The organism is Pseudomonadota bacterium (assembly GCA_039028155.1).
Taxonomy (GTDB): domain Bacteria; phylum Pseudomonadota; class Alphaproteobacteria; order SP197; family SP197; genus JANQGO01.
Genome location: JBCCIS010000010.1, coordinates 83,994 through 102,600, shown reverse-complemented (window position 1 = coordinate 102,600; position 18,607 = coordinate 83,994). Strand labels below are relative to the sequence as shown.

General features: G+C 64.2%; 21 protein-coding genes and 1 other RNA gene. 12 read left to right on the top strand and 10 right to left on the bottom strand.

Going from position 1 to position 18,607, the window contains the following annotated elements; all coding sequences use genetic code 11:
• The first annotated feature begins 6 nt into the window (after positions 1-6).
• The 6 genes from yihA to AAF563_07720 are packed head-to-tail and all read left to right on the top strand — an operon-like array spanning position 7 to position 4,880.
• Complete coding sequence (yihA, locus tag AAF563_07745) at positions 7-660, top strand: ribosome biogenesis GTP-binding protein YihA/YsxC (GenBank protein ID MEM7121150.1); 654 nt, start codon at positions 7-9, stop codon at positions 658-660.
• An 11-nt stretch (positions 661-671) separates the two neighbouring features.
• Positions 672-1,592, top strand: coding sequence for an acetylglutamate kinase (gene argB / locus AAF563_07740; protein ID MEM7121149.1), 921 nt, complete (start codon positions 672-674; stop codon positions 1,590-1,592).
• The gene (locus AAF563_07735) at positions 1,589-2,281 is read left to right on the top strand and encodes a pyrimidine 5'-nucleotidase (protein MEM7121148.1); all 693 of its coding nucleotides are present in this window, start codon (positions 1,589-1,591) and stop codon (positions 2,279-2,281) included. Before argB ends, AAF563_07735 begins: the two co-directional genes overlap by 4 nt.
• A gap of 56 nt (positions 2,282-2,337) precedes the next feature.
• Positions 2,338-3,168 (top strand): 2,3,4,5-tetrahydropyridine-2,6-dicarboxylate N-succinyltransferase, encoded by an 831-nt coding sequence (gene dapD, locus AAF563_07730; protein ID MEM7121147.1) that lies wholly within the window; start codon positions 2,338-2,340, stop codon positions 3,166-3,168.
• A complete protein-coding gene (gene dapE, locus AAF563_07725) occupies positions 3,169-4,314 on the top strand; it encodes a succinyl-diaminopimelate desuccinylase (protein ID MEM7121146.1) in 1,146 nt (381 codons plus the stop codon).
• Positions 4,311-4,880: a hypothetical protein gene (locus AAF563_07720; GenBank protein MEM7121145.1), complete on the top strand. Its 570-nt coding sequence runs from the start codon at positions 4,311-4,313 to the stop codon at positions 4,878-4,880. The genes dapE and AAF563_07720 overlap by 4 nt, the downstream gene beginning before the upstream one ends.
• Here AAF563_07720 and truA read toward each other — a convergent pair.
• From truA to def, 3 genes are read right to left on the bottom strand one after another with little or no spacing between them, the layout of a single operon-like run.
• Positions 4,856-5,611: a tRNA pseudouridine(38-40) synthase TruA gene (truA, locus tag AAF563_07715; protein MEM7121144.1), complete on the bottom strand. Its 756-nt coding sequence runs from the start codon at positions 5,609-5,611 to the stop codon at positions 4,856-4,858. The two genes, AAF563_07720 and truA, sit on opposite strands and share 25 nt — an antisense overlap.
• A 4-nt stretch (positions 5,612-5,615) precedes the next feature.
• The gene (gene fmt / locus AAF563_07710) at positions 5,616-6,539 is read right to left on the bottom strand and encodes a methionyl-tRNA formyltransferase (protein ID MEM7121143.1); all 924 of its coding nucleotides are present in this window, start codon (positions 6,537-6,539) and stop codon (positions 5,616-5,618) included.
• Between the two features lie 17 nt (positions 6,540-6,556).
• Positions 6,557-7,081 carry a peptide deformylase gene (gene def / locus AAF563_07705; GenBank protein ID MEM7121142.1) on the bottom strand — a complete coding sequence of 175 codons (525 nt, stop codon included), beginning with the start codon at positions 7,079-7,081 and terminating at the stop codon, positions 6,557-6,559.
• Between the two features lie 256 nt (positions 7,082-7,337).
• Between def and rmuC the strand changes: the two genes are divergently transcribed.
• From rmuC to AAF563_07685, 4 genes are read left to right on the top strand one after another with little or no spacing between them, the layout of a single operon-like run.
• Positions 7,338-8,486 carry a DNA recombination protein RmuC gene (gene rmuC, locus AAF563_07700; protein ID MEM7121141.1) on the top strand — a complete coding sequence of 383 codons (1,149 nt, stop codon included), beginning with the start codon at positions 7,338-7,340 and terminating at the stop codon, positions 8,484-8,486.
• 48 nt (positions 8,487-8,534) lie between these two features.
• Positions 8,535-9,464, top strand: a complete 930-nt coding sequence (locus AAF563_07695; protein ID MEM7121140.1) for an SPFH domain-containing protein — start codon at positions 8,535-8,537, stop codon at positions 9,462-9,464.
• Between the two features lie 3 nt (positions 9,465-9,467).
• Positions 9,468-10,523: an SPFH domain-containing protein gene (locus tag AAF563_07690; GenBank protein MEM7121139.1), complete on the top strand. Its 1,056-nt coding sequence runs from the start codon at positions 9,468-9,470 to the stop codon at positions 10,521-10,523.
• An 11-nt stretch (positions 10,524-10,534) separates the two neighbouring features.
• Positions 10,535-10,993, top strand: coding sequence for an NfeD family protein (locus AAF563_07685; protein ID MEM7121138.1), 459 nt, complete (start codon positions 10,535-10,537; stop codon positions 10,991-10,993).
• Between the two features lie 162 nt (positions 10,994-11,155).
• On the opposite strand, the gene AAF563_07680 is transcribed toward AAF563_07685, so the two are convergent.
• Complete coding sequence (locus AAF563_07680) at positions 11,156-11,917, bottom strand: sulfite exporter TauE/SafE family protein (protein MEM7121137.1); 762 nt, start codon at positions 11,915-11,917, stop codon at positions 11,156-11,158.
• Positions 11,918-12,034: 117 nt separating this feature from the next.
• On the opposite strand from AAF563_07680, the gene AAF563_07675 reads away from it, so the two are divergent.
• The gene (locus tag AAF563_07675; protein ID MEM7121136.1) at positions 12,035-12,916 is read left to right on the top strand and encodes a LysR family transcriptional regulator; all 882 of its coding nucleotides are present in this window, start codon (positions 12,035-12,037) and stop codon (positions 12,914-12,916) included.
• 15 nt (positions 12,917-12,931) lie between these two features.
• Here the strand turns inward: AAF563_07675 and recR are convergent, their stop codons facing one another.
• The 4 genes from recR to ffs all read right to left on the bottom strand — a co-directional run bounded on the left by recR (position 12,932) and on the right by ffs (position 15,897).
• Entirely contained in the window at positions 12,932-13,525 is a 594-nt protein-coding gene (gene recR / locus AAF563_07670; protein ID MEM7121135.1) for a recombination mediator RecR, read from the bottom strand.
• Between the two features lie 236 nt (positions 13,526-13,761).
• Positions 13,762-14,082 carry a YbaB/EbfC family nucleoid-associated protein gene (locus AAF563_07665; protein MEM7121134.1) on the bottom strand — a complete coding sequence of 107 codons (321 nt, stop codon included), beginning with the start codon at positions 14,080-14,082 and terminating at the stop codon, positions 13,762-13,764.
• A gap of 3 nt (positions 14,083-14,085) precedes the next feature.
• Positions 14,086-15,777 (bottom strand): DNA polymerase III subunit gamma/tau, encoded by a 1,692-nt coding sequence (locus AAF563_07660; protein MEM7121133.1) that lies wholly within the window; start codon positions 15,775-15,777, stop codon positions 14,086-14,088.
• A gap of 25 nt (positions 15,778-15,802) precedes the next feature.
• Positions 15,803-15,897, bottom strand: an RNA gene (ffs, locus tag AAF563_07655) — signal recognition particle sRNA small type.
• A 107-nt stretch (positions 15,898-16,004) separates the two neighbouring features.
• Between ffs and nudC the strand changes: the two genes are divergently transcribed.
• The gene (gene nudC / locus AAF563_07650) at positions 16,005-16,913 is read left to right on the top strand and encodes an NAD(+) diphosphatase (GenBank protein MEM7121132.1); all 909 of its coding nucleotides are present in this window, start codon (positions 16,005-16,007) and stop codon (positions 16,911-16,913) included.
• A 3-nt stretch (positions 16,914-16,916) separates the two neighbouring features.
• Here nudC and AAF563_07645 read toward each other — a convergent pair whose 3' ends face one another.
• Positions 16,917-17,795 (bottom strand): prephenate dehydratase, encoded by an 879-nt coding sequence (locus AAF563_07645; GenBank protein MEM7121131.1) that lies wholly within the window; start codon positions 17,793-17,795, stop codon positions 16,917-16,919.
• Positions 17,796-17,801: 6 nt separating this feature from the next.
• A complete protein-coding gene (locus AAF563_07640; GenBank protein ID MEM7121130.1) occupies positions 17,802-18,551 on the bottom strand; it encodes a 3-deoxy-manno-octulosonate cytidylyltransferase in 750 nt (249 codons plus the stop codon).
• Positions 18,552-18,607 lie beyond the last annotated feature (56 nt).

The following is an 18,607-nucleotide window of genomic DNA, read 5'->3' as shown; positions in this document are numbered from 1 at the left end:
CGGGCCATGACCGATAGCAACGACGACAATGCCAGGCTTGAACGCGGCCGCCTGCTGTTCGAACGGCCTTGCGACTTCGAGGCCGCCGCGTCGGTGCCCGCGGAACTGCCGCCGCCGGGCCTGCCGGAGATCGCCTTCGCCGGCCGCTCCAATGTCGGCAAGTCGTCGCTGATCAACGCCTTGACGCGGCGCAAGAACCTGGCACGGACGTCGCAAACGCCGGGACGCACGCGTCTGGTGATCTTTTTCGATCTGGGCGCCCAGCTTCGGCTCGTCGACCTGCCGGGTTACGGCTACGCCCGCGCCGGCAAGACCGACATGGCGCGCTGGGCCGAGACCATTCGTTTCTATCTGGAGAACCGCCAGACGCTCAGGCGCGTCGCCCTGCTGATCGACGCCCGGCGCGGTCTGATGGCCAACGACATCGAAGCCATGGACTTTCTGGACGCGGTCGCCGCGCCCTATCAGATCGTGCTGACGAAAGGCGACAAGGTCAAAGCCGCCGAGCGCGACAAGCGCCTGGCGGAGATCGGCGATGCCATCGCGCGCCGGCCGGCGGCGATCTCGTCGGTCGTTACCACGAGCGCTGCCAAAGGGCTTGGCATTGCCGAGCTGCGCGCTGAGTTCGCGGCGCTGGCCGACGCCCCCGCCCTGACCTAAAGTACCCCGCGATGAAAATACGCAAAGTCGACGACAAGAATATCGGTGAGACCAAGCACTGGCTGCGCACCGCCAGCACGCTGATGGAAGCGCTGCCTTATCTGCGCGCCTTTTCCGGCCATACGTTTGTCATCAAGTACGGCGGCAATGCCATGGGTGATGACGAATTGGCCAGCGATTTCGCCCGCGATGTCGTCTTGATCAAACAGGTCGGCGTCAACCCGATCGTGGTCCATGGCGGTGGCCCGCAGATCGGCGAAATGCTGAAGCGGGTCAATATTCAGTCTGAGTTCGTCGATGGTCTGCGCGTGACCGACCAGGAGTCCGTCGACATCGTCGAGATGGTGTTGGCCGGCTCGATCAACAAGCATATCGTGACCTCGATCAACGAGGCAGGCGGCAAGGCGATCGGCTTGTCCGGCAAAGACGGACGCCTGATCGAGGCCCGCAAGCTGCGCCGCACCAAGCGCGACCCCGATTCCAATATCGAAAAGATCCTCGACCTCGGTTATGTCGGCGAACCGCAGAAGGTGAATGCCGATGTCTTCAAGATATTCGAAGGGTCCGACGCCATTCCGGTGATCGCGCCGATCGGTGTCGGCAGCAACGGCAAAACCTATAACATCAATGCCGACACGGCGGCCGGCGCCATCGCCGAGGCGGTGAACGCCTCCAAACTCCTGATGCTGACCGATATCGCGGGCGTCATGAACGGCGAAGGCGAGCTGATCTCGGAAATGACCCGCGACGAGGCCAATCGCCTCTTCAAGACCAGCGCGATCACAGGCGGCATGATCCCCAAGCTGGAGACATGCCTGCACGCGATGGAAGGCGGCGTCGAGGCGGCACACATCCTGGACGGCCGGGTGCCCCACGTCCTGTTGCTGGAGCTCTTCACCCAGGACGGCACGGGCACCAAAATCACACTATGAGCAGCGCACCAGCCGAAGGCGGCTTCGGCCATGTCGACACCTGGGTCTTCGACCTGGACAACACGCTGTACCACGCCCGTCACGGCCTGTTCGATCAGGTCGATGTGCGCATCACGAACTACGTCGCGCGCTTGCTTGAGATCCCTCACGATGAGGCGCGGCGCCTTCAGAAAGCATACTTCCAGAGTCACGGCACGACGCTGAATGGTCTGGTCGCGCTGCACGAGTGCGATCCCGAGGACTACCTGGCCTATGTCCACGACATCGACTACACGATCATCCCGGAGGACCCCACGCTTGACGCGGCGCTGGATGGTCTTCCCGGACGCAAACTGATCTTCACCAACGGCGATGTGCCGCACGCCGAGCGGGTTACCGAACGCCTGGGCATTGCGCACCATTTCGAAGGCATCTTCGATATCGTGGCGTCGGACTACATTCCGAAACCCGAACACGTGGTCTATGAGAGTATGGTCAGCCGCCATGCTATCGCGCCACGCTCGGCGGCCATGTTCGAGGATATCGCGCGCAACCTGGCACCGGCCAAAGCACTCGGCATGACCACGGTGTGGGTGCGCGGCGAGAGCGCCTGGGCAAGCGACGGGCATCGCGACGGCCACATCGATCACATCACCGAAGACCTGACACCCTGGCTGGTTGATCTTTCGGCAGCGCTCGCGCGTAGTTGACATCGCCTGCCGCTCAGGTATCTCGGAACCGCCTTTGCGATAAAGGAGACCGAAGCTTGTCTGACGACCTGATCAAGGCCATCGACGCCGCCTGGGAAGACCGGACGAACGTCAATCCCGGAACCAAGGGCGAAACCCGCGACGCCATCCAGGAAAGCCTCAAACTGCTCGATAACGGCCAGCGCCGCGTCGCCGAGCCGGGCGACAACGGTTGGACCGTCAACGAGTGGCTGAAAAAGGCCGTGCTGCTGTCGTTTCGGCTGACACCCAACAAGATCGTCCCCGGCGCGCCCGGTTACAACGCAAGCTGGTGGGACAAGGTCGACAACAAGTTCGAGGACTGGGACGCCAACCGCTTCAACAACGCCGGTTTCCGCGCGGTGCCGCATGCCATCGTGCGTCACGCCGCCTTTATCGCGCCCGACGTCGTCCTGATGCCCTGCTTCGTCAACATCGGCGCCTATGTCGATGTCGGCACCATGGTCGACACGTGGGCGACGGTGGGAAGCTGCGCCCAGGTCGGCAAGAACTGCCACATCTCAGGCGGCGCAGGCCTCGGCGGCGTTCTGGAACCCCTGCAGGCCGCCCCGGTGATTATCGAGGACAACTGCTTCATCGGCGCGCGCAGCGAGGTGGTCGAGGGCGTGATCGTCGAAACCGGCTCGGTGTTATCGATGGGCGTCTTCATCGGCGCCTCGACCAAAATCGTCGACCGAACGTCCGGTGAGATCTTCATGGGCCGCGTCCCCGCCTACTCCGTCGTTGTGCCTGGCACGTTGCCGGCCAAGGACCAGGGTGCACCGTCGCTCTATTGTGCCGTCATTATCAAACGCGTCGACGAAAAGACCCGGGCAAAGACGTCGATCAACGAGCTGCTTCGCAGCTAAATGGCAACCATCGACGCCATAACACTGGCGGCCGACATGATACGTCGGCCGAGCGTTACGCCGGCCGATGCGGGCGCGCTGGATGTGCTGCAGGAGGCGCTCGAGGGCCTCGGCTTCATCTGCCACCGGCTGCCGTTCGAAGAACCGGGGACGGACCCGGTCGACAATCTTTACGCCAGGCGCGGCGATAGCGGGCGAAACTTCTGTTTCGCCGGCCACACCGACGTGGTGCCGCCCGGCGATACGGCCGAGTGGTCCGTCGATCCGTTCGACGCCGCGCTCAAGGACGGTAATTTGATCGGACGCGGCGCCTGCGACATGAAAGGCGCCATCGCCTGCTTTGTCGCCGCCACCGATCGTTTCCTTGCCGAAGCCGAGCACGATGTCAGCATCAGCCTTTTGATCACCGGCGACGAGGAAGGCCCGGCCGTGAACGGCACGCGCAAGGTTCTCGAGTGGCTCGCCGAGCGCGGCGAACGCATCGATGCGTGCCTGGTCGGCGAGCCGACCAACCCGACACGGCTGGGCGAAATGATCAAGGTCGGCCGGCGCGGCTCGCTCAACGCGCGCATCACGGTCAACGGAACACAGGGCCACTCGGCCTACCCGCACCTGGCCGACAACCCGATCAACCGATTGGTCGGCCTACTCGACACGATCATAAAATCCGAACTGGACGGCGGCAGCGAGCACTTCCAACCGTCAACGCTGGCCGTCACGACGGTCGATGTCGGTAATGCCGCGACCAATGTGATCCCCGCCAAGGCCTCGGCCGGTCTTAATATTCGCTTCAACGACTGCCACACCGGCGCGTCGCTGACGGCGTGGCTTGAGGGCCTGTGCCGGGAGGCCGGCGACGCTGTCGAGCTTGATGTCAGCGTCTCCGGCGAATCCTTTCTGCGCCAGCCCGACGAGTTCGCCGTGGTGATCGCCGATGCCGCCGAAGCGGTGCTCGGCGAGCGGCCGGAATACAGCACCACCGGCGGCACGTCCGACGCACGGTTCATCAAGGACTATTGTCCGGTCGCCGAGTTCGGCCTGGTCGGCCAGACCATGCACAAGGTCGACGAACGGGTCGCCGTTGACGACCTCGTGCGGCTCACCGACGTCTACCACGCTGTCCTCAAACGGTACTTCAACCCGTGATCCCCGATCGCGCCGAGATTTCCTCGTCGCTCTTCGGTGCCTGGCGCCTGTTCCGCATGGATGCCGACGCCATGAGCTGGTTCGACACCAGCATGGACGGTTTCTGGCGCTCGTTCTTCGCTGCCGTCATTGCCCTGCCGACGTTCATTCTGGGTTTCGGCTATCACGTCGCCACGTTGGAGGCTCCGCCCAATCTTCTCGTCGTGGTGCTCGTCGGCGGGCTGGCCTATGTGGCGAGCTGGATCGTCTTTCCGGTCGTCGCCGCGCTCATCGTGCGGCCCATGGGGTACGGCAGGACCTATGTCCCCTATATCGTCGCGCGCAACTGGGCCGGAGGTCTAGTCGCCCTTGTTTACCTGGTATTCGAAGTGCTGGTTCGTGTCGGTATCCTCGGCGAGCAAATCAGCGGCTTTGTCGAGTTCATCCTGTTTCTGGTGACACTCTGGTACGGCTGGCTCGTCGCCCGTGTCGCATTGGAGACGACGGTTTCGTTTGCCGCCGCCATGGTCATTATCGGAACCGTGATCGATATCTTTATCGCCTACCTGCTGTTCAGCGCGGTGTAGCCAACCGACTCAAGGTAAAGGCCGCCGGCCGGCGCAATGACCCCGCAGACCTGACGATCGCAAGCCTCCAGCGCTGCTCTCAGATCATCGCGTGTCCACTTGCCCTCGCCCACATGGCTGAGTGAGCCGACCATGCTGCGCACCTGTCGGTGCAGGAAAGAACGGGCATGTGTCCGAATCTCGATCCGTCTGCCGTCGCGGTTGACCGTGATCGCGTCCAGAGTCTTGACCGGCGATGCCGCCTGGCATTGGGCATCGCGGAACGTCGTGAAATCGTGCCGCCCGACCAGAACCTGCGCCGCCTCATGCATGGCGTCAGCGTCGAGGTCACGTCCTATCTGCCATGCGCGACCGCGATCGAGCGCCAGCGGCGCGCGGCGGCAGACGATGCGGTAGAGGTAACGCCGCTCGACCGCGGAAAAACGCGCATCGAAGTCGGCGTCGACCGGTTCGGCCGCCAGGATGGCAATCGGTTGCGGCCGCAAATGCTGGTTCAAGGCGCCCTGCACCGTCTCCGCAGGCCAGTCCTTGGAGAGATCAACGTGGGCAACCTGGCCGAGCGCGTGCACGCCCGCATCGGTCCGGCCGGCGGCCGTGAGCCTGACCTCCTCGCCACAGAACGCCGCCACGGCATCCTCCAGCGCCGCCTGGATCGACGGGCCATTCTGCTGGCGCTGCCAGCCGACATAGCCGGTGCCATCATATTCAAGGGTCAGTTTGTAGCGCGACATCGCCTCAGCCGAGGACCGTTCCAGGCGTCAGCCGGGCGCCCCGCAGGAAATCGGCGCCATCCATGGCCGCCTTGCCGGCGCGTTGCACCTTGGTCAGCGACAGGGCACCCTCGCCGCACGCGACCGTAAAGCCGTTGTCCAGCAACGTGCCCGGCATGCCCGACCCGTCGACGGGGTCGGCGGCGTGTACCCGTACCGTGCTGTCGCCGAAGTCGAACCAGGCGCTGGGCCAGGGTGAAAATGCACGCACCTGGCGGTCGATCGACGCCGCTGGCTGGGTCCAATCAATACGGCCGTCCTGTTTATCGAACTTGTGCGCATAGGTCGCGCCGTCATCGCCCTGCGGTGCCGGATCAATGGCGCCTGACGCACAGCCATCCAGCGTTTCAATCAGCATGCGGGCTCCCTGAACCGCCAATTCGGCCTCGAATCCGCCTGTCGTCGCGCGGGGTGGCATGGCGACGCGTTGCTGCGCCAGGATCGGACCGGTATCGAGCCCCTCGTCCATCTGGATGATGCTGACGCCCGTCTCCTCATCCCCCGCCAGAATGGCGCGCGCGACTGGTGCAGCCCCGCGCCAGCGCGGCAACAAGGACGGATGAATGTTCAGACATCCCAGACGCGGCGCCTCCAGGATCGGAGACGGCAGGATGAGGCCATAGGCGACGACAACAGCAACATCCAGACCAAGCGCCCTAAACGCCGTCTGCTCATCGGCGTTCTTCAGGCTGGTCGGCGTGGCGACCTGAAGTCCTAGTTCGTCGGCACAGGCATGCACCGGCGTCCGCCGTTCCTTGCGACCGCGCCCAGCGGGCCGAGGCGGCTGGGTATAGACAGTGACGACGTTATGATCTGTCTCGGCCAGCGCCTTCAACGCCGGCACGGCAAAATCGGCGGCGCCGAGAAACGCCAGCTTCAGCGCGGACACGGGTCGGCTTCCGGCCGTCAGGCCGACTCCCTGAGCTTCGACTTCTTCAACTTGGTAAGCTTGCGCAGAATGATGCTTCGCTTGACCGCAGTCAGATGGTCGACAAACAAAATGCCGTCCAGGTGGTCCATCTCGTGCTGAATGCAGCGCGACAGGATCTCGTCGGCATCAAGCTCCTGCTCTCTCGCGTTATCGTCGAGATAGCGCAGTCTGATCGATGCCGGGCGGGTAACCTCGGCATAGTGATCGGGAAGAGACAGGCAGCCTTCCTCGAAGACCGCCTTGTCCTCGGAGTGCCAGACGATCTCTGGGTTGACCATGCGCAACGGGGCAGGCTCGTCGTCCTGGCCGGCGACATCGACAACGACGATGCGCTTAGGCACGCCAATTTGGATCGCCGAGAGCCCGATGCCCGGTTCGTCGTACATGGTCTCCAGCATGTCATCCATCAGCGTACGCACGCCGTCGTCGATGGTTTCGACTGGCTTGGAGACAACCTTGAGCCGGGGATCCGGCGCTACGATGATGGGCAAAAGGGCCATGAACGTGGTCAACCTGTTGATTTATCGCACCTTCGCGGCCGGCGGACTATACTGCCGGCCCCCGGTGTCTAGAGCGGATCATGGTTAGTTGGGACCGCTTGACGGTCCCAACTAACCATGTGAATCCGCTCTATATCGATAAATAGAGCAGATTCACCTGCCTTGACGAAATCGCGAAGCGATTCCATCAAAACAGGATCTGCTCTAGGTAGGCCAAGCACGGCCCCGGTTCAAGCCACCGGGGCGCAGGAGGTCCATGGATACACTTACCCTCGTCATCATCGCCGCCGCGATCGTGGTCGGCGCCGCCATCCCTTGGGTCGTCTTTATGGCCACGCGCGGCCGTTCCAACAATGAGACAACCGCCAGGGATCTGGCCGAGACCATTGCCACCGTCTCCGCCGGACAGGCCGGCCTGACGGAACGGCTGGCGCAGTTGTCGGAAGCCAACACGGCGGCCCAGGCGGCACTAGGCGAGCGGCTGCACCAGCAGGAGCTGAGGCTGACCAAGGAGCTCAACAACCGGCTGGACTCGATCCAGCAGCGCATGGGCAACTCGCTTCAGGAATCGACCAAACAGACACTGGAGACCATGGGCAAGGTGGAGAAACGCCTGGCTGTCATCGACGAAGCCCAGAAACGCATGGAGCATCTAGGCAACGACATGGCGACGCTGAACCAGATCCTCTCCAACAAACAGAGCCGCGGCGCCTATGGCGAGATCCAGCTGAATGACATCGTCAGCGACATCATGGCGCCCGACGACTACGCGTTTCAGGCACCGCTGGGGAACGGCCGCCAGGTCGACTGTCTGCTGATGCTGCCCAACCCGCCGGGCTCGATCGGCGTCGATTCAAAGTTCCCGCTGGACGGCTATCAGCGTCTTCGCGCCGCCGAGACGCGCGAAGACCGGGAACGCGCGGCGCGCCAGTTCCGCCAGGACGTCCTGAAGCACGTCAAGGACATCGCCGCGCGTTACATCGTCGTCGGCGAAACCGCCGATCAGGCCATCATGTTTATTCCCAGCGAAGCCGTCTATGCGGAGATCCACGCAAGTTTTGGCGATGTGATCCAGGAATCTTTCCGCTGCCGCGTGTTCCTCGCCTCACCGACGACACTGATGGCGCTCCTTAACACCATCCGCTCGGTCTTGAAGGACGCGCGCATGCGCGAACAGGCCGGCCTGATCCAGCAGGAACTGATGAAGATGATGCAGGACGTCAACCGCCTGGGTGACCGTGTGGATAAACTGCAGCGCAACTTCGAGACTGCCTACAACACCGTGCGCGAGGTCCGCACGTCGACCGACAAGATCACCACCAAGGTCGGTCGCATTGCAGAACTAGAACTTGAATCCGAGGATGACGACAACATTGTCGTCGGCCCCCGGCTCGTGGGAAACTAGGATCGCGAGTAAGGGGTTTTGGGGAAACAACCCACCTAGGGGGCGTTTATGAGCGGCTTGGCCATCTTCATTGTGGTCCTGGTTGTCCTGATGCTGATCCTGGTGTCGATGTCGGTCGTCACCGTGCGTCAGGGGTTCGAGTATACGCTGACCCGGTTCGGCCGTTACACACGCACGCTGCGTCCGGGCCTTTCCATTATCGTTCCGGTGATGGATCGTATCGGCCAGAAGGTCAACATGATGGAGACCGTGCTCGACGTGCCCGAGCAGGAGATCATCACCCGCGACAACGCCATGGTCGCGGTCGACGGTGTCATCTTCTTTCAAGTCCTGGAGGCGGCCAAGGCAGCCTATGAGGTGACCGATCTCGAGATCGCCATCCTGAACCTGACCATGACCAACATCCGGACCGTCATGGGCTCAATGGATCTGGACGAACTGCTGTCTCATCGCGACCGCATCAACGCCAAGCTTCTGGTGGTGGTGGACGAGGCGACTTCGACCTGGGGCGTCAAGGTGACCCGCATCGAGATCAAGAAGATCCAACCGCCGAACGATCTCGTCGCCTCGATGGCGCGCCAGATGAAAGCAGAACGCGACAAACGCGCGACCATTCTGGATGCCGAGGGCGTGCGCCAGGCCCAGATCCTGCGGTCGGAGGGCGAGAAACAGGCAGCGATCCTGGAAGCCGAGGGCCGGCGCGAAGCCGCGTTCCGCGACGCCGAGGCACGCGAGCGTCTGGGCGAAGCCGAAGCGCAGGCGACCCACGACGTCTCCCAGGCGATCGCCGAAGGCAACCTGCAGGCGGTCAACTACTTCGTTGCGCAGAAATATGTCGACGCGGTCGCCCGCTTCGCCCATTCACCCAGCGAAAAGGTTCTCTTCCTGCCCATGGAAGCCTCCAACGTCATCGAGACGATCGACGGTGTCGCCCGGCTTGCCGAGGCGGCCGCCGACAACGAAGCGCGGGAGGGCTGAGCCATGGAAGGCATTGCCATCTTTGCCCTGGTTCTGATCGTTCTCGTCATCATTCTCGTCGTCATGGCGGTCAAGACGGTGCCCCAGGGAGCCGAGTATACGGTCGAGTTCTTCGGTCGCTATACGAAGACACTGCGGCCCGGCCTGCACATCATCACGCCGTTTGTCGAGCGCATCGGCTCGCGCATGAACATGATGGAGCAAGTGCTGGAGGTGCCGGAGCAGCAAATCATCACCAAGGACAACGCCATGGTCGCGGTCGACGGCGTGGTGTTCTTCCAGGTGCTGGAGGCAGCCAAGGCGGCCTATGAGGTCAACCGACTGGAACATGCCATCCTGAACCTCACCATGACCAACATCCGCACGGTCATGGGATCGATGGTGCTCGACGAGCTACTCTCACAGCGCGACCGCATCAACAGCGCCATCCTGGGCGTGGTCGACGAGGCGACCTCGACCTGGGGCGTCAAGGTGACACGCATCGAGATCAAGAACATCGACCCGCCGCGTGATCTCGTCGACTCGATGGCGCGCCAGATGAAGGCCGAACGCGATAAACGCGCGACCATTCTGGACGCAGAAGGCGACCGCCAAGCCGAAATCCTGCGCGCCGAGGGCGAGAAGCAGGCAGCGATCCTGGAGGCCGAGGGCCGGCGCGAGGCCGCGTTCCGCGACGCCGAAGCGCGCGAACGCCAGGCCAAGGCCGAAGCCAAGGCGACCCACGACGTCTCCGCCGCCATCGAGGCCGGCAATACGCAGTCGGTGAACTATTTCATCGCGCAACGCTATGTCGACGCGCTCGGTCAGTTCGCCGACGCACCGAACCAGAAGATTCTGTTCCTGCCGGTCGAATCGGCCGATGTCATCGGCGCGGTCGGTGGGCTCGCCGAGATCGCGCGCGAGGCATTCGGTGGCTCCGGCGGCAACACGAGCCCGGCGGTGAGCGAACGGAAAACGCAACGGCGCGGCACGACGCCGGTGCGCGAGCCGACGTCCAGCGTGCCGACGACATCATCGCGCCCGGCCGCGACACGCGATCCCTGGGGACCACGGGAATGAGGACCTAAGCGATGTTTCAGGCGCTGTTCTTTTGGCACTGGTGGGTGATTGCCGCCTTCCTGATCATTCTCGAACTGACTGTCGCCGGCACCTACTTCTTTCTGTGGCTGGCGGCCGCGGCCGGCGTCACCGGTCTTGTCGCGGTGCTGGCACCCGGACTGAGTTGGGAGATCCAGGTTCTCATCTGGGTCTTGCTCTCGGTCGCCTCAGTCTTTGCCTGGCGCCACTTCAAACCGAACCTCAACCAGCCGACCGACCAGCCCGCGCTCAATCGCAGGGGCACGCAGTATGTCGGCCGCGTCTTCACGCTGGAGACGGCGATCGTCAACGGCGTCGGCAAACTGACCGTTGCCGACACGACGTGGAAGATCAGAGGCCCGGACACGCCGGCCGGCACCCAGGTCGAGGTGACGGCGGTCGAAGGCACGTCGCTGATCGTGCAACCCGCCGGGAGTCCGGAAGCGGCCTGAGGTGAACATTGCGCCCGCTCGCGCGGGCCGTGGCCAGTCCACTCCCCCGCCGTCCGGGGCAAAACGCCGAGAGGCGCTTTCGGCGATGCCGCCCATGGCAGCATCCTAGGGGTGGTCGGGCGTGGGGAATGGGCTGGTGATGCCGACTAAACCGGACACCTCCTAAATCAGGGCGCGCACCACGAGCGCCGCCGATAGCGCCATCAGGACGAACAGCGCAACCCGCTTGAACGTCTCGACATCGGTCTTCACGAAACCCCGATGCCCCACCAACACACCGATCACGAGCACGGGCAAGAACACCAGCGTGCGCCACATGACCTCGCTGCCGATCAGTCCCTGGCTGGCGAACATGGCCGCGCCGACCGCGTCCGTGCCAATAAAGAACGCGATGATGGACGCGCGCCCGGCAACAACGCCAATGGGTGACGAGAAGTAGAACAGGATTACCGGCGGGCCAACGATCCCCATGCTGCCGTTGAGCACGCCGGCCATCGCGCCGACACAGAGCGTTGCCGCGCGGCTGGGCTCCCGCTTCAAGGCGAAACCGCGCAAGATCAGAATCGCGGCGACGAACACCACGGCTGCAAGACCGACTCGTATGGGATCGGCGGGCATGTGCGATAAGCCGTAGATGCCGAGTGGCGTTGCGATCCAGACGCCAATCAGCAGCGTCAGGATCGATTTCCAGCGGATGTCGTGCCAGATCTGCGGTAGCAGGACCACACTGGTTACCACCTCGAACATCAGCACCATCGGCACGACACCGAGTGGCGGCAGCACGAGCGACAAGCTCGTGACCCACAGCATCGAGGCGCCGAACCCGGTGTAGCCTTTGAGGTAGGCCCCCGCGATAACCGCCAGGACACAAAACACCAACGTACCGGCATCAAGGCCCAAAGCTAAAAGCAGGTCCGCCGTCATTGATCGCCGCCTTCTAGACAGTCCGCGATAGGTTCCGAGGCATTGTCGGCAGTTGCGGGCCATCAGCCAAACGAATAGCTTTGATCACACCATCAACCCCATTGATGACGAGGCATTATGCCGGCCCAGTTCGAAAGCGATCTCCTCAGAACCTTCGTCGCTATCATCGACACCGGCAGCTTCACGCTCGCCGCCCGTCAAATCGGCCGCACCCAGTCGGCGGTGAGCATGCAGATGAAGCGCCTGGAGGATCTCGCGGGTACACCGCTGCTGCTGCGCGGCGACGGCGCGGTGCGTCCGTCCGACGCCGGCGAAAAACTGCTGGAGGACGCCCGGCCGATCCTGGCCCACCTGGAACGCGTCAGGACCAACTTCGACACCCGACCCATCGACGGTACGGTGCGCATCGGCATTCTGGCGGAATACGGCGCGACCTTTCTGCCGCGCATCCTCGGCCGGTTCGCCGAGAGCAACCCCAAGGTCGAGGTCACCGTCAAATGCGCCCACTCCGGCATTCTCTATGACGCCCTGGAGCGGGACGAGCTGGACCTCGCTGTCGTGCTCGACAAACCGGGACAGAGAGGCGGCACGATCCTGATGCGCGATCGCACATTCTGGGCGGTGTCGAAACACCACAGGACACACAAACTCGATGTCCTGCCCGTCGCGCTCTTCGATCCCGGCTGCTGGTGGCGCGACTGGGCGCTCGACACCCTTCGCCGCATGAAACGCCCCTACCGGACCGCCTACACGAGCGACAACAATTTCAACCTGAAGGCCGCCGTCAGCGCCGGACTGGCGATCGGCGCCCTGACCGACAGCATGCTGCCCGCCGACTGCCGCCCCCTCCTGCCCGCCGACGGCTTTCCCAATCCCATCGACTCGAACGTCACGCTACGCAAACGCGCCAATGCGGCATCAAAGGCCATCTCGGCCATGGCCGACTCGATCAAGACAGAGGTCGGGCTAGCCGAAAGCCGGGTCAGCGATCGCGAGTGATAGCCTGGCGCGGATCTAGAGTTCGCGCCGTGCCTTGAGCGCCGCGCCCAAAGTGCCTTCGTCCAGATAGTCGAGCTCGCCGCCGACAGGTACGCCGAGCGCCAGGCGCGAGACCTTGACGCCAGCACCATCCAGGCGGTCGGTGACGTAGTGGGCGGTGGTCTGGCCGTCGACCGTGGCGTTGGTGGCCAGGATGACTTCCTTGACCGTCTCGTCGCTCGCCCGGGTCACCAGATCGGCGATACGCAGATCCTCCGGGCCGACGCCATCGAGCGCCGAGAGCGTGCCACCGAGGACGTGATAGAGGCCGCCGAAGACACCGGCGCGTTCCATGGCCCAGAGGTCGCCAACCTCCTCGACGACGCAGATCTGGCTCTTGTCGCGCTGGGGGTCTCGGCAAATGCCGCAGGGGTTGGTGGTGTCGAGATTGCCGCATACCGAGCATGTTGAGACCGCAGCAGCGGTCTCCTCCAGGGCCGTTGCCAGCGGTGTCAGCAGCGTGTCGCGTTGCTTCAGGAGATGCAGCACCGCGCGGCGTGCCGAACGCGGCCCAAGCCCCGGCAGTTTGGCCAACAGCGCGGCCAGGCGTTCGACTTCCGGTCCGCCCATCCGTTAGGTGCTCAAGGTTCTGGCGGGATTCGCATTTCTCCCTCTCCCCGACGAGGGAGAGGGTCGGGGTGAGTGGGAGCGCGCGTCTGCGCGCAAAGATGTCAGAGCATGGTGCTTCACCCGCCGTCACCCCTCACCCAGCTCCGGCTAGGGCGCTGACGCGCCCAAGCCTGCGCAACCCTCTCCCACAAGGGGAGAGGGGATAACCGGAAGGTGCTATGCGATGGCGAGATCATTCAAAACGGCAGGTTCATGCCGGGCGGCAGATTGAGGCCGCCGGTGAGCTTGCTCATCTCTTCCTTCACGTGCTCCTCGACGCGGGTGCGCGCGTCGTTGACGGCGGCGACGATCAGATCCTCCAGGACCTCGGTATCGCTGGGGTCGATCAGGGTCGGATCGATCTTTAGACGCCTCAATTCGTGCTTGCCGCTCATGACCGCGGTCACCATGCCGGCACCGGCGCTGCCTTCGACCTCGGCATCGGCCAGGCGTTCCTGCATTTCGGCCATCTTGCTTTGCAGCTCTTGGGCCTGCTTCATCATCTTGCCAAGGTTCATGGCTCAATCCGGTTCGTTGGTGGTGGGGTCAGATCTATCATGGACGCCGACGACGCGGGCGCCGGGAAAGGTCTCCAGCGCCTCGGCCACCAGCGGGTCTTGTTCGGCCTCCTTGCGGCGCTGCTCCTCGGCCTGACGTTCCTGCTCGGCAACCGTCGCTTCACCGGCTTCCGACGATACCGCGACGATCCAGCGGTTGCCGGTCCATGTCTCCAACCGGCGGGCCAGCTGCTGGGCGAGGTCGCGCGGCGCGTCGCCGTCGGGCCGGAACTCCAGGGTGCCGGGCTCCAGGCGCACCAGATGTACATTGTTGCGCAATTGGGCGCACAGAATGCCCTCGCGGTGTTCTTCGGCAAGCGCGATGAGATCGGCGAAGCTGTTGATCTCGGCCTTGGGTTGGGGCGGTTCAACGGGGGCTGGCGCCGGGGCGCTCTGGACGGCGGGTTTGGATGAGACCGGCTGCGCCGGCGCCGGCGCCGGTTGGGCAGGTGCGGCCTTGGGCGTGGACAAAACCGCCGCGCTCGTCCCCTCCGTCAGGGCCTTGATGGCGTCGGCCGGGCTCGGCAGGTCGGCGGCATAGGCAAGGCGCACCAGCACCATCTCGACCGCCTGCATAGGCTGGGGCGCCTGGCGCGCCTCGCCGATGCCCTTCAACAGGATCTGCCAGGCGCGCGTCAGCACGGGCATTGAGAGGCGTTTGGCGAGGTCACCGCCGCGGTCCCGCTCCAGCTGCGCGACCGCCGCACCTTCCACCGAGTCCGGTGAGACCTTCAGGCGGGTCAGCCAATGGGTGAGGTCGAGCAGATCCTGGAGCACGATCTGGGGATCGACCCCGGCGGCATACTGGCGCTCCAGGTTATCCAGGGCGCCCGCGATATCGCCCGCCATCAAGGCTTCGTAGAGATCGAAGGTCTGGCCACGATCGGCCAAGCCCAGCATGTCACGCACCTGCGATTCGGTAACCTCCTCGCCGCCCTGGGCCATCGCCTGATCCAGGATCGACAACCCGTCACGGGCCGAGCCGTCGGCGGCACGCGCAATCAGCGCCATCGCCTCGGGCGTCACCTTGCCGCCCTCCTGCTCGACCAGGCCTGAGAAGTAGTCGGCGAGAACACCGGCATCGATGCGGCGCAGATCGAAGCGCTGGCAGCGCGACAGGATCGTCGCCGGGATCTTCCTGAGCTCCGTGGTCGCGAAGACGAACTTAAGATGCTCCGGCGGTTCCTCCAGCGTCTTCAGGAGCGCGTTGAAGGCGCCGGTCGAGAGCATATGGACCTCGTCCATCACGTAGACCTTGTAGCGCGCGGAGACGGGCCTGTAGCGCGAGGATTCCAACAGCTCGCGCATGTTGTCGACGCCGGTATGGCTGGCCGCGTCCATTTCCATCACATCGACATGGCGGTCTTCGGTAATGGCGACGCAGTTGTCGCAGACCCCGCACGGCTCGGCGGTCGGCCCGCCGGTACCGTCCGGGCCAACGCAGTTGAGCATGCGGGCGATGATGCGCGCGGTCGTCGTCTTGCCGACGCCACGCACGCCGGTCAGCAGATAGGCCTGGGCGATCCTGCCACTGGCGAAGGCGTTGCGCAGGGTGCGCACAAGCGCATCCTGGCCGACCAGCCCGTCCAGGCCGCGCGGGCGGTACTTGCGCGCCAGAACGCGATAGGTCTCGTCAGAAGTCTCGGTTTCCGCCATCGGGCCTTTTTCGGGCAGGGAAGATGGAAGACTGGACAGCGACCCGGGCCGCGAATCTCGCTACGGCTGCTTCCTTCCGGACCTGACCGGGTTCACGAGGCCGCCCGTCCGCGCCAGCCTTCCACCCGCACCATATCGAGCGCGCCGCCCCCGATGCAAGCCCCGCCCGGGGAATACCCAAAAGACCGGCAATTGCGGCGAAAAGCCCGCCATGCGAGCTTCGGGCCATGGTTGATCTGACCCACTATAGCGGCGCCGTCATCGACCGGGCCGCCGAGCGCCGCACCGACGAAACCTGGGTCGCCGCGCGCCTGGCCGACCCCGAGAGCCGGTTTATCCCCGTGTGGCGCGGCCACAGCCTGATCAACGACCTCGGCACGACCGACGCGGTCCTGCTGACGGCCGCGGAGGCGCGTGATTTCATCGATCACGCGACGGTCGCACCGATCCTGCTCGGCATGACGAACGGGCACGCGCTCTTCGCCATCGATATCTCCTATCTCGATGACAACGAAGCCGCACTGCTCGGCGGCGACGGGCACTTCGTCGAGCTCTACGGCGTCGCGACCCAGTTGGTGCGCGACGAGGCGTCGCTTCTATCCCACGCCGCCTGGCTGGTGCATTGGGCGCAGAAACATAACCACTGCGGCACCTGCGGCCGGCCGACAACGGCGGCGCAAGCCGGCCACCTGCGCCGCTGCACGGACGCGACATGCGGTGCGCTTCACTTTCCGCGCACCGATCCAGCCGTCATCGTCCTGGTTGAACACCAGGGGCGTTGTCTGCTGGCCCGCCAGCGCGGCTGGACGGGGCGGCTCCATTCATGTCTGGCTGGCTTCGTCGAACCGGGCGAAGCGGCGGAAGAAGCGGTCGTGCGCGAGGTCTTTGAAGAAGCTGGCGTGCGCGTCCATGACGTCCGCTTCCACGCCACCCAGCCGTGGCCCTATCCCTGTTCCCTGATGATCGGATTTTTTGCCCAGGCCAGCGACCCCACGATCAACATGGGCGACGACGAACTGGCCGAAGCCGGTTGGTACAGCCGCGACGACCTCAGAAGTCCCGATCTGGATATCGAACTGCCGCGCCACGATTCGATCGCCCGGCGCCTGATCGACGACTGGATTGCCAGAGGCTAATCGCTAGAGATCGCCGTTCAGCGCCGCCAGACGCTCGGATTCCTTGCGATAGGGATGCGCGTTGTAGACGCCCAAGACCCGGACCTCACGGGCAAAGAAGCGCAGTTCCTCCAGCGCCAGATGCATCGGACGGTCATCCGGGTGGCCCTCGGCGTCCAGATAGAATTGTGCTGCGACAAAGGCCCCGCCGATCATGTAGCTCTCCAGCCGGGTCAGGTTGACGCCGTTGGTCGCGAAGCCGCCAAGCGCCTTATAGAGCGCGGCTGGCACGCTGCGGACACGGAACAGGATGCTTGTCACGATCGTGCCGTCTTCAGGGTTCGGATCGACGGCATCGCGCGCCAGGATCAGGAAGCGGGTGTGATTATGCTCGGCGTCCTCGATATTGGTCTTCAGCGTATCGAGTCCATAGATCTCGCCAGCCAGCGATGAGGCGATGGCGCCATGCGCCTTGTCGCCTTGGGCGGCGACATCGCGCGCCGCGCCCGCCGTATCCGCGTGGTTCATCGGTTTGACGCCGAGTTCGCGGATCAGTTCCCGGCACTGTCCAAGCGCCATGACATGAGAGTGGACGGCAGCCAAATCATCCAGACCGGCGCCCGGCACGCCAAGCAGTTGATGTTCGACCCGCTGAAAGTGCTCGCCGACGATATGCAGGCTCGAATGGGGCATCAGGTGGTGCACGTCGCCCACCCTGCCCGCGACCGAGTTCTCGACCGGCATCATGGCCAGCGACGCCTCGCCCAGTTCGACGGCGGCGAACACGTCCTCGAACGACTCACACGGCAGGACATCCCGGTCCGGAAACGCATGCCGGCATGCAAGGTGCGAGTAAGCGCCAGGATTGCCCTGGAAGGCGATGATGTTGTCGCTGTTTGCCATGGAAAATCAGGAGGTTGCGAGCAAGGCTCTGGCCCGCTCAAGGTCCTCGGCAGTATCGACACCAAGCGGAATCGTGTCAACGCGCGCCACCGCGATCGTCATGTCGGCCTCCAGCGCGCGCAGTTGCTCGAGCTTTTCGCGCTGTTCGAGCGGGCTTGCCGGCAGCGCGACAAAACGAGCGAGCGCATCGCGGCGGAAGGCATAGAGCCCGATATGGTGATAGACCGGCCCCTCGCCTGACGGTGCCTCGGCGCGGGTGAAATAGAGGGCGCGGCCCTGGTCACCGGTCTCGTCCCAGGCGACAACGGCCTTGGTAACGTTGGGGTTGATCCGCTCTTCCGGCGACTCCGTTCGACACGCCAGCGTGGCGATATCAGCGCCACTTTCCTCAAGCGTCGCGACCGCCGTTGCGATCAGATGCGGATCAAGGGTCGGCAAATCGCCCTGCAGGTTGACCACCACGTCAAACCGCCCGTCTTGATCAAAGGTCTCCAACGCCGCGAGGATGCGGTCGGAGCCCGACGGAAGGTCCGTATCGGTCAAGACGGCCTGCCCGCCGACCTCGGTCACCGCGTCGGCGATTTCCGCCTCTCCAGCGGCCACAATGGCCGGCCCGACACCCGATTCCATGGCCCGGCGCCAGACATGCACGATCATCGGCTCGCCATGGATGTCGGCCAGGGGCTTGCCCGGCAATCTTTGGGACGCCATACGGGCCGGAATCATTATAATGGGAGTCACAGGTCTAGCGCCCATAGGGGTTGAACACAGGTCCGTGACATGGCTAATCTCCGCCGCGTTCTCACGGGTCA